We start from the raw sequence: 13,487 nt of genomic DNA on the forward strand, positions 1-13,487 counted from the left end.
ACTTAATACATTACTGGCTTATCTGTGGCTTAAGATCGTTTAAATCTAAATGGATAGTCATTTCAAAATTCTCAGGCTGTACAGCAACATCACTCAAACCTGTTCTTGCAAAATAATCTTCAAAGTCTTGCTGATATTTAGCCGAAAACTGCGAATACGCGGTAATAAACAAACTTAGCTTTTTAGCTATTATTGGGTAGGTAGCGGCAAGTTCCCGCAGTTTTTCAGGTTCAGCAAAGGCAAATTCAGCATAAATATTAAAGTCGTTCTCAACATTAGTTTTACCATATCTAGATAAAAATCCATTTTCATAATCAGGCCCTATATTTCTATCTTGCGTTAAAGCCTCATAGTTCGAGGATACAGGCTTCCACTCTTTTGGCAGCAAAGCTTGCCATGCAAAAATAACGAAAGGTGAACGCATATAAACCAACGAGCTTAATTCATGATGAACCCCTTTCAACGAATTTTCGAAATTAAAATTCGTGCCATTCCATCCTGAGAGATTAACTAGAATTATGGAGTTGCTTGAGTATGTCCCACCCGCTTCAGCTCCTTCCATAAGCATAGGACCAGAGAGATAAATAGCGTCAATTACTTCAGCAACAAACCCTTGAGGGTATGTCGTTAATGCGGCCTCAATACCATCAAGTGACTCAGAAGCATCTGCAAGCGTAGTCATTTCCATTTCAAGAATTGGAGCCTCTCCATCACTTACTGTAAATTGCTCTGGGAAAAATAAACGGGGTTCACCAGCTTGAATGTCTACTTGGTATGTTTTGGATAAACGGTTTGCTTGCTCTGTTTCACTTTCTAAATATGAACACGCACTAACTAATAACAAAAAAACGAACACTAATTTTTTCATTTATAAAATCCCTTCTAATGAGCATGCCTGAATGTCGCCGCTGGCACTATTGAAGTAGTAAATCGAACAACAGCAGGTAGAGTAGCAGGTATAACAACAGCCCTAGCAGACCCCCATAAAACAACACCTCTTGCAGTCATACCTGCAGCAGCAGCAAAACTAGCAGGATCGTCCGCAACTCCCGCACCAAAAGTAACGTAATCCTCTACTAATGTACCTATGACGATTAATGTCGCCCCAGCAAATAAACCTATAGCTAAAGGTTTATCCCATGCACTGCTATTGTCGGAGTTCTCTCTTGCACTTTTTCCATTAGACCCCGTAAAAGTTACCTCTAAAATAAATGATACTTTTTCAGCCAAATAATTAAACTGATTAATTTTTCCTTTTAACTGAGGGAGATGGACTTCATACTTCAACTTTAGAAGGGGAGAGTTTGAACTTACCTCAACGCCTACAGACGTAGTTGGCAAATTAGGATTTGTACTTTTAGAAATAATATTTGTACCAAGAGTTAATTTTTTTGTTTTTTCGTCGAAAGCTAACTTTGTGTCACTAATTAATGCCCCAAAAGCTTTATTGGCTTGAGATGTAACTGTAGCCTCTAACTTTCTATCATTTATTACATAATTAATAGGAAATTTATCAACACTAGACAACGTAATGTTACCTGTCATCTTAATTTCCACAATAGCATTAGGGATTATAATAGGAGGTTGTCTGATATCATCTAGTTTATAACTTAATGACATTGGTGCTGTAATTTTATTAGGTCGTTTATCTAAAGAGTTTTTGGGAGTGCTGAATACTCTTGCATTTTGTCTAGCCTCAACTTTAGAGTGCTCTAAAGAAGGTATCAATATTTTTTGACCTGGGTAGATAAGATCAGGATTTACTATCGGTTTGTTAGTAATGGCTACCACTTCTTTTCGATTATTGAATTTCCATAATCGTGGCCACTCCATTGGTGAGCCTAAATACTTAGAAGATATATCCCATAATGTATCACCTTTTTTTACAATATATTCCTTTACCATGTTCATTCCTTTTTATGTGTAAGTTCCTTTATTGGGACAAATATACTGGCGCTACTCAAACTTGTCAATTTCATCTACCTAGAGTAAATAAAATAGAAAATAACAGGCAAAACTTAAAATAACTACATTCTTTTTAGCCAACCCAAAATAAAAAAATCAAGAGACCTTTTATATAGGTAAAATACTCCCCCTGTATTTTTAATAAAATTTTAAAACGATTTCACCCCTTTTCTATTTGCCAGCCGTTATAGCTCTGAAACAACATAATAAGTTAATTTGGAGCGGCTTATGCACACACTTGAATTTCCTAAAAACCCCATGTTCAAAACATCAACAGCTGTTCTTGGCGGTGCTGTGATGACCTTTATTGCATTCGCCTTTATGCAGTACTTAATTAGTGGCGAACAAAGAGCACCTATAAAATTGGGTGATGATATTACTGTTGAGATTTTTCAAGCACCAGAAGATAAACAAACCACGCATATTAAAAGAATACCGCCACCACCCACACCTAAAGTGCCGCCTAAAGCACCACCACGTGTAACACCTAGTAATGAGCCAATAACAGCAATAAGCACAGCACCACCCATAGTAATTGACGGATTTGGTAACGATATGAAGCAAACACTGACCCGCCCTACGGGAGATGCTTCACCCATTGTGCGCATAAATCCAAAGTACCCAACTAGCGCAGCTCGTGATGGTATAGAAGGCTGGGTGCAACTTAGCTTTAATATTTCACCCACTGGTGAAGTGATTGATGCCACGGTAGTAAATGCCGAACCAAAACGCATATTTGATCGCGAAGCGCTTCGCGCAATTAAACGCTGGAAATATCGCCCAAAAGTAATTGAAGGTGTGGCACAATTACAAACAGGTCAAACCGTACAGCTTGATTTTAAATTAGACAGTTCGCAGTAAAGGAATAAGCGCCTATGCTATTGAGTATTAAGTCATGGTTATTTGAAGCGCCAAGCAAAGACTGCATGGCGCGGTATGCAAAAAGTGGCGACAACCGCCACTTAGAGCAGCTTATTGCCTTATACAGTAACGATTTATATCACTACCTAGTTACCCAGTCTAATACACATTTAGCATACGACGTAAGCCAACAAACATGGCTAAAGGTTATTGAAAAGCGCCACCTTTACCAAGCACAAACCACGCCCAAAGCCTGGTTATTTAAACTCGCACGCAACACCCTAATAGACGAATACCGCAAACAGCAACACTTTGTCGAGCTTGACGAAAACAACCAACTGCCTGCGCAAAATAACAATCAAAGTGAATTAACAAGCAGTGACTCACACATAGGCGACACACACATAAGTTATGAAGCGTTTAATGCTGCGCTCAAGCAACTTAGTTTTGTGCAACGCGAAGCCATCACCTTACAACAAGAAGGCTTTAGCCTTACCGACATAGAGCTTATAACGCAAAGCAACGCCCAAACCATAAAAACAAGGCTACGCTACGCCAAACAAAACCTAAAACAATTATTAGGAGATTATAATGAACAAGCCTGATGAGCAGTTTAATGAAAAGCTCACACAACATTATAACGAGCGTAAAGCACGCACCAGACTTTCGCACGCTCAGCAACAGGCGTTAAAACATAGCGTAATCCAAAAACAACCTAAAAAGCTTGGCTTTGCCCTGCAACTCACAAGCCTTACCTGCGCACTGGGCTTACTGGCTTTTATAGTTCTCGACAGTAACAACGTGATAAATACTGCCCCTAAAACCGTATTAAACACCATAGACATACACGACTACTCGTTTATAACAACGCATGAAATAGATCAAACAGGTAACTACGCTAGTACCATAACGCAACAAAAACGAGCGCTCGACACCCAACTAGCAAACGACTTACGCCGCCATCAACAACACCATATAGAATACGGCACGCTCGTAAAGGTCGACAACGACTGGTACATAGCCAGCTGTAATGACGAGGTACTGGTACAAATTAAGCAGTCACTGCTCAGTGATTTAAAAGGAAAGCATGCAGTAGAAAGTAATATAAATACGGGTGATATGCTCGCTATGGCGCATAACGGCAAAGGGCAGATTATTGCTCTTAAACATGCCGAGGATGGGGTGAGACAGTGTGGGGCTTAGGTTGTTTTTAGCATGGTGGTAATTTAAATAAGTAATTACCACCGAGAACACAGAGGCGCTTCGCGCTGCACAGAGATAGTTAACTATCGCCCATGTAATCTAATGGTGAAGAAAGCTCTATAAAATCACGGTAGTGCTCTTTAGTAATTTCTTCATAGCCATCTTTTATGTAAATGTAACTTAACCACAAGAGTGTAATATTGCCTACCCTAGGCTTTCTGACATCAGCATTTGCTAAGTTTTGTTCAGCGCTATGAAGTGCTGTTACGTTCTCACTACTTGAACTAAACATTAGAGTCACAGAATTTGTTGTATTATTAAATACTCTGCAAAAGATACTATCTATAAATTCAGTTAGTTTTATAGAGTAATTCCCAGTAGCAAAATTATTATTTCTACTTGTCATTTGACCTAAGTAAAATGAATTTGTGTAAGATAATGGTTCAATAAAATATTTTATCTCTGCTAGTTGTTGTACGCCTTGAATGCTCTGTTTTAAAAAATTATTTAAGCTTATATTTCGTACTTCGCCTTTATGGTTTTTTCCATCTCGTTTAAACCTTCCAGTAATTATCTCTTCATAAAGTGAGTGGTCTTTTTCATAGATACAAAACAAAACAGCGAGCACAAGTACATCAACTTTTTTACCACTTGGTAAATTTGCAATAATAGCTGTCATTCGTTCAGTAATTTGAATAGCTGTTCTTGCTGATACCTGAAAGGCGTCTAATACAATAGAAATATTGGCTAAAGCAGTTTCGTGGGTTTGTGCGCGGGGGAGTAACTCAATATTTTTACTTTCTAAATACGCCGTTTCAAATTTAGTTGTATCACTGTGTACAAATAAAAAGTCTTTTAATACAGGTCGTTTTAAGCTGTAACGGCTATTAAAAAAGCGACCTAAATAAACGTTTGCATCAAAGCCTTCACCATAAATTGATTTGATTGTATGTTGAAGTTGCTCAGTATCTGTTGCAACAACAAACACAATGCCTTTAACATCAAAAATATGTTTAATCGTCTCTAACATTTCTACCGCATAACTTGGGCGACAGCGATCTAATTCATCAATAAAAATAAATATGGGTAGCGACTTACCTTCCTGCTTTTCAAACTTACTTACCCAGTCTGCTAACTTGGATTTGATTACTTCGATGCTTTTATTCTTTGCTTCATGATCTTTAATCAAATTTTGTGCAAGCGCTTTTACTGCTGGTGAAAAGTCGCTACCAGTTAACTTGTTAGAATTTTGCTTTTGATCATCTTCAATTTCTTCATCAGAGAATAGTAATGTGTGTAACTCATCTAAATCTATGCCTGATATTTTTTTAGTTAGGCCTTGTGCAATAGCAGGTGCAACAGCCTTAAACATCGAAACTGCACTTTTAGGAATAGTTATATTAAACTTAGCCTGACGTTGAAGCTGTTTGATGATACCTGCAATTACAGTTAAAAATGGGTCGTCTGAATAGTCTTGCTGCCATGCATCAATATATACAACAGGAAAATCTACTATTAATTCTCGTGACCAACGCTTAAGAAAATAGGTTTTACCTGCCCCCCATTCAGCATTGAGATTTAATACATAGTTTTTCTTTTGCTCATCATCAGGCCTACTTTTGTCAAAACCTTCTTGAACCAATAGCCTTGATAAGAATGTGGCATAACGAGCACGATCTAATTTATCAGCAGGAAAATACTCCCCCAGTGAACGGTTGGTTGGCTTGTTCCAGTTGAAGCCTTTAATATCGTGCATTTAATTTCCCTTTAAACCATTCTTTTTCATATAGTGCCATACTACATTCAATAAACGTAACCTATTAATAAAAAGCTATTATTATTTATCTCTGTGTAGCACGTAGCGCCTCGGTGTTCTCGGTGGTGATCAATCTTAAACAAAAAAGCCTGCAGATTTGCAGGCTTTAAACTCACTCACTTTGTTGGGTTTCGCTACGCTCTACCCAACCTACAAAACAATTAAGCTCGTTACTAAGTAAGCAACAAACGTTAGGCCGCCGCCCACTAACGCATACGGTAATTGGGTTTTAACGTGGGTGAGTAAATCACAACCCGAGGCGATGGCTGATACTGCGCTGGTGTCGGATATAGGGGAACAATGATCGCCAAATATCCCGCCACCTAAAATAGCGCCTACCACCAGCGATGGCGGTAAACCAAGCGCTTGAATAAGCGGTACGCCAATAGGGATGAGGATGGCAAACGTGCCCCACGATGTACCCGTAGTAAACGACATAACCGCACCGGTTAAAAACAGTACTGGCACTATTAAATATATTGGTAAGTAATCGCCAACCAAAGATGCCACAAACACGCCTGTGCCTAGCTCTTTTAAGCTTGCGCCCAAGGTCAGCGAGAGCAATACAATACTTACCAGTGGGAGTAATTCGCCCATGCCTTTAAAGCCGGTATCAACAAGTTGGTGGTGGGTAAACTGGCGCGATCCAATCATTAAACAATAGGCTACAACAATAGCTAAAACGGTGGCGTACAATACTGATTTTGAACCGCTGCCCTCGGCAAGTACGCCGTTACCGGTATAAAACATAAAACCGACCATGCTCACAATCAGCGTAAGTAATGGCACCAACATAAAGCGTGCTTTAGAGCCTTTTACTTCTTCTTTTAGCTCGGTTGTTTGTAGCTCTAGTTTTTGCTCGGCTACTTTCATTGGGCCATGTACTTTATCGAACGCAATGGTATAAAAAACAATAACCAGAGTGATTATGGCGTAAAAGTTATAGCCTACACTGCCCCACAGCACCGATACGGCCGACTCGCCTAATTCGTAATTACCTAACAAGCCCAGTACAAATGCACCCCAGCCGTTTAGTAATATTAAAATACATACAGGGGCGCTGGTGCTATCGATTATATAAGCTAAACGCGCGCGGCTCATTTTAAATTTATCGAACAGGCCGCGAGATAAAATACCCGAGGTAAGCACACTTAAGTTTGACTCTATAAATACCGCAACGCCGGTAAACATAGTTAAAAAGCCCACTTGGCGCTTACTTTTAGCAACGCCTTTGTTCATCAGCAAATTAACAGTAGCAGCAACACCGCCAGATTCGCGAATATAGGCAAGTAAGGCGCCTATTAAAATACTAAAGATGAGTATACGGGTATTACCAGGAGAACTGGCCACAGCAACTATGCGCTCAATGCTATTTAAAAACGTAGTAAATACGCTATTTCCTTCACCTTGTAATGCGAGTAAAAATTCCGATGAAATTACCGCAACAAGCAGCGCCATAATGACTTCTTTGCGCCAAAACACAATAATAATGGCAATCAGCGGTGGCAAAATAGAATACCAATGCATAAACAAACCTTTTTAATTTTTATAATAAACGCGGCTTTAACAGCCTTGGTTAGTTAATAGTAAGCAGTTAACTTAATAGATTTACACCATTAAGTCACTCACTGAGTTTACTGATTTAACAGCGCCTCATAAATTAATGAAACAATAGAACCATATTGAGCTGTTTCAAAGTTTTTACCTACAAACTGATAACGTTTTTCACTACCTTTAATTGGTGAATGGCGTGCATTGGTAAGTAAAACAATAGCTAAATCGTAAGCGGGATCAATCACAGTTACTGTGCCAGTCCAACCTGTGTGTCCATAAGCTTGTGGGCTGGCATATGGGCCAAAGTGCCAGCGCCGCGCTTGATTATTTCCTGCAAGACGAAAACCTAAGCCGTAGGTTTCATCGGTACTTTGTGGGGTTAAAAACTGCGCCAAACTACTGGCATTAAAAATTTGCTTATCGCCGTAACCGCCCTTGTTGAGCAACACTTGGCATAAAACGGCTAAATCGGGGGCATTACTAAATAGTCCTGCATGGCCTGCTACACCATCAAGTGAATAAAAAGCACGCTCATCATGTACCTGCCCTTGCAGTACATTGGTGCGAATATTATCAAAATGAATACGGCCATCGCGGGTATTTCCACTTAGCTCCGTGGCGGCAAACTGCTGACGATTAAAGCCTTTTTTAAGCGGGTTAAATAAAGTGTTGTTAAGCTTTAAAGGCGCGTAAATATGCTGCTCTAGGTATTCGTCGAGCGGTTGGCCGCTAATACGCTCAATTAAAACTCCTAAAATCATGTAATCAATATCAGAGTAAACATGCTGAGCGCTTGGCTCACTGGCTAGTGGTACGCTGGTAAGTAGTAATTGTTTAGTGGTGTCGCTGGCTTGTGAAAAAAAAGCTTCGCCATAGCGGGTGTCTTTTCGATGAAAGTCGAACACAGGCGGATAACCGGCTTTATGAGTGAGTAAGTCTTTAACTTGGCGCAGCTCTCGTCCATCGCCTTGGTATTCTGTTAGGTAATCACTCACTCTGTTATTTATGTTTAATTGCCCTTCGCTTACTAGTTTCATTAACGCAAAGTTAGTAGCAAATATTTTTGTGTTTGAGGCTAAATCAAAGAGTGTATTTGTTTGCATGGGCTCTGGGCGTAACAACATTAAGTCATTTTGCTGATATTGCTTGGCATCACCATAAGCGGTTAATTTTAATATCTTACCCGCTTTAATTATCGCTAATACCGCACCAGGAAAGCCCGCACTTACATCTTTTTCTATTAGCTTATCTACCGCACTAAAATCAATGGTTTTAGCCACTGAGCTATTTAGAGTAGCAAAGGCAAATCGCAGAGTTAAACTACCGTTAGCTGGTTGAATGTTATCAACCTTAAAAGTATTAACTCCGTTGTGAGTGTACTGCCCTAAATTAAAGGCATACTCAGTATTTTTTTGCAGGGTATCAAGCGCTAACTTTTTATTATTAATATAAATATCGGCACTTAAGGCACTTTCATTTTGTAGTAATAATTGCCCTCGCCCTTTATATGCTTTAAAGGTCCCACGATTATTTACATATTCTCGGCTACTGGGGTTGGACTCAGGAAAGGTAGCAATAACTTGCGCATTAGCGAGGCTCTGTATTTGATTAGGAATAAACGGGCGCTGAGATTTAATTGCACTGCTTGCGCCACTGCAACCGGTAATAATAAAGCAAAGCGTAATTGTCAGTGCGTTAAAAAAAGTACGCTTTGCTAACACGGAAAAATTTAAATACACACTCATTCCTTTATTGGTAGAGCAAATAAGGCGCTCTTTGCTGTTTAAATTGCTCAAGCCCCGCTTGCCAACTTTGCTTAATTTCCTCAGCTGTTCGCCTCGCTTCTATGGCAAGTCTGAGCTGATCAGTTCCTGCGAGTTTATCCATAAAATCGGCACGTTCAAAAAACACCTGCTTAGCCTGAGTCAGTTGCTGGTAAACATTAATTAAATAATTTAAGTTTAAGCCTGTGATATTACTATGGCGTAAATCAATCCCTTTCACCATTTGGTCTTTAAATTTAGGATTAAGCGCTGCGCCTTTTATTGAACGCGGAGTAAAGCTAAAGTCCCCAAGTGCTACTGGTGAATAACCAATAACCTGAAATGCAAAGTCAGTTCCTCTACCTATGCTAACAGGGGTTGCTTCAAAAAAGCACAACGACGGATACAGCGCTATTGATTGATCGTTGGGTAAATTAGGGCTTGGTTTTACCGGCAAACTGTATGGCGTTGTGCGGGTGTAGCCTGCAACAGGGATCACGCTCAGTTGTAAATTAGCAGCTTGATTGATCCAGCCCTCGCCTTTGATCATTTTAGCAAGCTCGCCTACCGTCATGCCGTGCAGCACGGGTATTGGGTGCATGCCTACAAACGACTTAAAGTCGCGCTCAAGTATTGGCCCATCAACGTAAGCAATATTGGGGTTTGGCCTATCAAACACAATAAACTCAATATCTTGCTCGGCTGCGGCTTCCATCATGTAATGCATAGAGCTTATGTAGGTATAAAAGCGCACGCCTACATCTTGAATATCAAAAATAATAACATCTACATTGCTAAGAGCTTCGATACTTGGTTTTTTGTTTTTGCCATAAATAGATATAAGCGGGATACCAGTTTTGCTATCAACGGCGTTTTTAACATGCGCTCCCGCGTCATGATCGCCTCGAAAGCCATGCTCAGGTGCAAAAATTTTAGTAATATTGATGTTTTTAGCCAGCAAGCTATCAACTAAATGCGTTTGCCCCACTACAGAAGTTTGATTAACCACCAGCCCTACACGCTTATTTTTTAATTGCGGTAAATAATGTGCGAACTGCGCAGCGCCAACCACAGCTAAGTTTTGCGCTTCGCTTTGCTTCGCATTCACATTAAATAAGCTGCTAAATAATAATACAAAGGTGATAAATACGGCTTTAAACATACAGCAAGATCCTTTTAAACAAGGTGTTTAAAATACCACACCTTAAGTTAAAGAGCAGTGAATGGTTTTAAGTGGATACGTAACTAATTAGAAGCTGCGCTTCTCACGCGAACACGTTCTGCGTCTACGCTGAAATTTTTAACAGGGGTGTTTGTTTGGCTTAACTGAAAGCTAAAAGCTAAAAACCTTCTCAAATTTCAGGCACAAAAAAACCGACTTAATGTCGGCTTATGTATGAAAGTGGTGGGCGCAGGACGTATCTTGTAAGAGTGAACCTCTGACAGTCTGGTTCGTAGCTAGCTACTTTGCCATATTCACTTTATTTTAGGCACAAAAAAACCGACTTAATGTCGGCTTATGTATGAAAGTGCTGGGCGCAGGACGTATTTTGTAAGAGTGAACCTCTGACCGTCTGGTTCGTAGCTAGCTACTTTCCCATATTCACTTTATTTTAGGCACAAAAAAACCGACTCAATGTCGGCTTATGTATGAAAGTGGTGGGCGCAGGAGGATTCGAACCTCCGACCGCCTGGTTCGTAGCCAGGTACTCTATCCAGCTGAGCTATGCGCCCACTTTCATATTTACTTATTTATACTCTAAGTGAGAGTTGAAAGTGGTGGGCGCAGGAGGATTCGAACCTCCGACCGCCTGGTTCGTAGCCAGGTACTCTATCCAGCTGAGCTATGCGCCCACTTTCATTTTTGCTTGTTTTAACTCTAAGCAGAGTGTGTAAAGAGTGGTGGGCGCAGGAGGATTCGAACCTCCGACCGCCTGGTTCGTAGCCAGGTACTCTATCCAGCTGAGCTATGCGCCCATCTTTACGTTTACAAGATTTCGCCATTTAAAAAATGGTGGAGAGGGAGGGATTCGAACCCTCGATAGAGCTACAAACTCTATACTCCCTTAGCAGGGGAGCTCCTTCGGCCACTCGGACACCTCTCCGTCTTGTGGGGCGTATAATAAAGATTTCAGAAAATATGTCAAACACTTTTCTGACAAAAGTGACTATATGGCTATAGATTGCACACATGTCTGGTTTTAAAGTGTAATTAGTTTGAAAATTAATCAGGTTAGGTATTTGGAGTGCTTGAGTTTACACCCATCACTGGCACTAGTTCATCCGTAAGTTCAGCAAGATATTGCTCTTGGTAGCCCAATTTTTGAAACTCAGCAATACACGCGCGGTAATAAGCTTGTCGCTGTTGCTCTGTGGTGCTCTCATCGGGTAAAGACTCTACTCGTTTAGCTTTCATATTATTTATCTAAGTCCTTTAGAAATTTTTATTTTTACGACTAATAATGACCGTGTACAAATTTCGGCCATATTTTAGCTAAAAAATTCACATAAATACAACATAATGTTTAAAAAACAATCATACCAAAAAGTTATAGCACTGCTTTAATGTTGCTAAGCAGTGAGGCAACTTTATGATAATGAAACTGAATTAAAGGTTAATATCCCTTTGTACTTACATTTTATTATCAGTGTAGTACTTATTAATTAAAAGCCCTAATATAAAGTTTAGGCAATGTCTCACAAACAATAAGGCAAAAAAAACGCCGCTAATTAGCGGCGTTAATAATTTTATAGTTTATTCCTTCAAGCTTAGTCAGCTTGTGGGCGCATGTGCGGGAATAAAATAACATCTTTGATAGTTGATGAGTCAGTAAATAGCATCACTAAACGGTCAATACCAATGCCCTCACCTGCCGTTGGTGGTAAACCATACTCAAGTGCGCGAATGTAGTCTTCGTCATAATGCATTGCTTCATCATCACCAGCGTCTTTCTCTTCAACCTGACGAGTAAAACGCTCAGCTTGATCTTGTGCATCGTTAAGCTCTGAGAAACCATTTGCAAGCTCACGGCCACCAACAAAGAATTCAAAACGGTCAGTTACAAATGGATTTTCGTCGTTACGACGTGCAAGTGGAGATACTTCCCACGGGTAGCCTGTGATAAATGTAGGTTGGATAAGCATATGCTCAGCCGTTTCTTCAAATATTTCACATAAGAACTTACCTGGGCCCCATACGCAGTTTTCAGGAATTTTAACGTGTACTTGTTTAGCGTACGCTTTTAATTCTTCAAAGTGGTTTTCTGGGTCGTTAAATACCGCAGCATCAAACTCTGGGTTATATTTTAAGATAGCATCTGCCATGCTTAAACGCGTGAACGGTTGACCAAAGTCATACTCTACTGAATCAACAACGTCGCCGTTTTCATCTTTAGTGGTGTTAACCACAATTGGGCTGCCCAGTACATTAGTTGCAACTGTACGTAACATGTCTTCGGTGATGTTCATTAAATCAATGTAGTCAGCGTACGCTTGGTAGAACTCAATCATAGTGAATTCTGGGTTGTGGCGTGTCGATAACCCTTCGTTACGGAAGTTACGGTTAATTTCGAATACGCGGTCAAAACCACCTACCACTAAACGCTTTAAGTAAAGCTCTGGTGCAATACGCAAGTACATATCGATATCAAGCGCATTATGATGCGTTACAAACGGACGTGCCGTCGCGCCACCAGGAATAACCTGTAGCATTGGCGTTTCTACTTCCATAAAATCGCGGTCAGCTAAAAAGCGACGAATGCCTTCAACTACTTGTGAGCGAATGCGGAATGTTTCACGCGTTGCTTCGTTAGTAATTAAATCAACATAACGTTGACGGTATTTAGTTTCTTGATCTGATAAGCCATGGAATTTTTCTGGTAGTGGACGAAGTGACTTAGTCAGCAGTTCGTACTCTGTCATTTCTACGTATAAATCGCCTTTACCTGATTTGTTCAGCGCGCCTTTAACACCAATAATATCGCCAATATCAAGCTGACCATATTTTGCTTTTAAATCTTTTTGAACGTCTTTTGAGGCATATGCTTGTACACGGCCTTTCATGTCTTGAATAGACATAAATGGACCACGTTTAGCAAGAATACGACCTGCTATCGATACTACGTGCTGTAATTCGATTAGCTCTTCTTTACTCTTATCACCAAACTCAGCCTGCAAATCTGCCGTGTAATGCTCACGACGGAATTGGTTTGGATGACCGTTGGCTGGGCAATTTTCGCGAATAGCGTCTAATTTGCCGCGACGCTCAGCGATTAACTTATTTTCGTCTTGGATTTGATCAGTCATTTTTTAGCTCTTTTTTAGCT

At 40.2% G+C, this 13,487-nt stretch carries 11 protein-coding genes and 4 tRNA genes; 3 read left to right on the plus strand and 12 right to left on the minus strand.

The features are described from left to right. Window positions 1-10: 10 nt before the first annotated feature. Together FLM54_RS12590 and FLM54_RS12595 are read right to left on the minus strand one after the other, a co-directional pair. On the minus strand, window positions 11-868 hold the full coding sequence (locus FLM54_RS12590; protein ID WP_178956545.1) for a hypothetical protein: 858 nt from the start codon (window positions 866-868) through the stop codon (window positions 11-13). A gap of 14 nt (window positions 869-882) precedes the next feature. Beyond that, window positions 883-1,905: a LysM peptidoglycan-binding domain-containing protein gene (locus tag FLM54_RS12595; protein ID WP_232735521.1), complete on the minus strand. Its 1,023-nt coding sequence runs from the start codon at window positions 1,903-1,905 to the stop codon at window positions 883-885. A gap of 288 nt (window positions 1,906-2,193) precedes the next feature. On the opposite strand from FLM54_RS12595, the gene FLM54_RS12600 reads away from it, so the two are divergent. Genes FLM54_RS12600 through FLM54_RS12610 form a run of 3 tightly spaced genes read left to right on the plus strand, consistent with a single transcriptional unit; the run spans window position 2,194 to window position 4,029 of the window. Then, entirely contained in the window at window positions 2,194-2,826 is a 633-nt protein-coding gene (locus tag FLM54_RS12600; protein WP_178956547.1) for an energy transducer TonB, read from the plus strand. Between the two features lie 14 nt (window positions 2,827-2,840). After that, a complete protein-coding gene (locus FLM54_RS12605) occupies window positions 2,841-3,431 on the plus strand; it encodes a sigma-70 family RNA polymerase sigma factor (protein WP_178956548.1) in 591 nt (196 codons plus the stop codon). Further along, a complete protein-coding gene (locus tag FLM54_RS12610; RefSeq protein WP_178956549.1) occupies window positions 3,418-4,029 on the plus strand; it encodes a hypothetical protein in 612 nt (203 codons plus the stop codon). Before FLM54_RS12605 ends, FLM54_RS12610 begins: the two co-directional genes overlap by 14 nt. Window positions 4,030-4,108: 79 nt before the next feature. On the opposite strand, the gene FLM54_RS12615 is transcribed toward FLM54_RS12610, so the two are convergent. From FLM54_RS12615 to lysS, 10 genes are all read right to left on the minus strand, one after another. Beyond that, window positions 4,109-5,785: a P-loop NTPase fold protein gene (locus FLM54_RS12615; RefSeq protein WP_178956550.1), complete on the minus strand. Its 1,677-nt coding sequence runs from the start codon at window positions 5,783-5,785 to the stop codon at window positions 4,109-4,111. Window positions 5,786-5,995: 210 nt separating this feature from the next. Then, entirely contained in the window at window positions 5,996-7,372 is a 1,377-nt protein-coding gene (locus tag FLM54_RS12620) for a Na+/H+ antiporter NhaC family protein (protein ID WP_109874150.1), read from the minus strand. 107 nt (window positions 7,373-7,479) lie between these two features. Then, window positions 7,480-9,138, minus strand: coding sequence for a penicillin binding protein PBP4B (gene pbp4b / locus FLM54_RS12625; protein WP_178956551.1), 1,659 nt, complete (start codon window positions 9,136-9,138; stop codon window positions 7,480-7,482). Window positions 9,139-9,148: 10 nt separating this feature from the next. Beyond that, complete coding sequence (locus tag FLM54_RS12630; protein ID WP_178956552.1) at window positions 9,149-10,324, minus strand: exo-beta-N-acetylmuramidase NamZ domain-containing protein; 1,176 nt, start codon at window positions 10,322-10,324, stop codon at window positions 9,149-9,151. Between the two features lie 495 nt (window positions 10,325-10,819). Further along, window positions 10,820-10,896 (minus strand) — tRNA-Arg (locus tag FLM54_RS12635). A gap of 43 nt (window positions 10,897-10,939) precedes the next feature. After that, window positions 10,940-11,016 (minus strand) — tRNA-Arg (locus tag FLM54_RS12640). Window positions 11,017-11,062: 46 nt separating this feature from the next. After that, window positions 11,063-11,139 (minus strand) — tRNA-Arg (locus FLM54_RS12645). Between the two features lie 35 nt (window positions 11,140-11,174). Then, window positions 11,175-11,267 (minus strand) — tRNA-Ser (locus tag FLM54_RS12650). A gap of 128 nt (window positions 11,268-11,395) precedes the next feature. Then, window positions 11,396-11,578 carry a hypothetical protein gene (locus tag FLM54_RS12655; RefSeq protein WP_138606615.1) on the minus strand — a complete coding sequence of 61 codons (183 nt, stop codon included), beginning with the start codon at window positions 11,576-11,578 and terminating at the stop codon, window positions 11,396-11,398. A gap of 353 nt (window positions 11,579-11,931) precedes the next feature. After that, a complete protein-coding gene (gene lysS / locus FLM54_RS12660; RefSeq protein WP_054201888.1) occupies window positions 11,932-13,467 on the minus strand; it encodes a lysine--tRNA ligase in 1,536 nt (511 codons plus the stop codon). Between the last annotated feature and the right edge of the window lie 20 nt (window positions 13,468-13,487).

The organism is Pseudoalteromonas sp. Scap25 (genome assembly GCF_013394125.1).
Taxonomy (GTDB): domain Bacteria; phylum Pseudomonadota; class Gammaproteobacteria; order Enterobacterales; family Alteromonadaceae; genus Pseudoalteromonas.

Coding starts and splice junctions, on each gene's coding strand:
- FLM54_RS12590 (WP_178956545.1), bottom strand. CDS start 868: ATGAAAAAATTAGTGTTCGTTTTTTTGTTATTAGTTAGTGCGTGTTCA.
- FLM54_RS12595 (WP_232735521.1), bottom strand. CDS start 1,905: ATGGTAAAGGAATATATTGTAAAAAAAGGTGATACATTATGGGATATA.
- FLM54_RS12600 (WP_178956547.1), top strand. CDS start 2,194: ATGCACACACTTGAATTTCCTAAAAACCCCATGTTCAAAACATCAACA.
- FLM54_RS12605 (WP_178956548.1), top strand. CDS start 2,841: ATGCTATTGAGTATTAAGTCATGGTTATTTGAAGCGCCAAGCAAAGAC.
- FLM54_RS12610 (WP_178956549.1), top strand. CDS start 3,418: ATGAACAAGCCTGATGAGCAGTTTAATGAAAAGCTCACACAACATTAT.
- FLM54_RS12615 (WP_178956550.1), bottom strand. CDS start 5,785: ATGCACGATATTAAAGGCTTCAACTGGAACAAGCCAACCAACCGTTCA.
- FLM54_RS12620 (WP_109874150.1), bottom strand. CDS start 7,372: ATGCATTGGTATTCTATTTTGCCACCGCTGATTGCCATTATTATTGTG.
- FLM54_RS12630 (WP_178956552.1), bottom strand. CDS start 10,324: ATGTTTAAAGCCGTATTTATCACCTTTGTATTATTATTTAGCAGCTTA.
- FLM54_RS12655 (WP_138606615.1), bottom strand. CDS start 11,578: ATGAAAGCTAAACGAGTAGAGTCTTTACCCGATGAGAGCACCACAGAG.
- lysS (WP_054201888.1), bottom strand. CDS start 13,467: ATGACTGATCAAATCCAAGACGAAAATAAGTTAATCGCTGAGCGTCGC.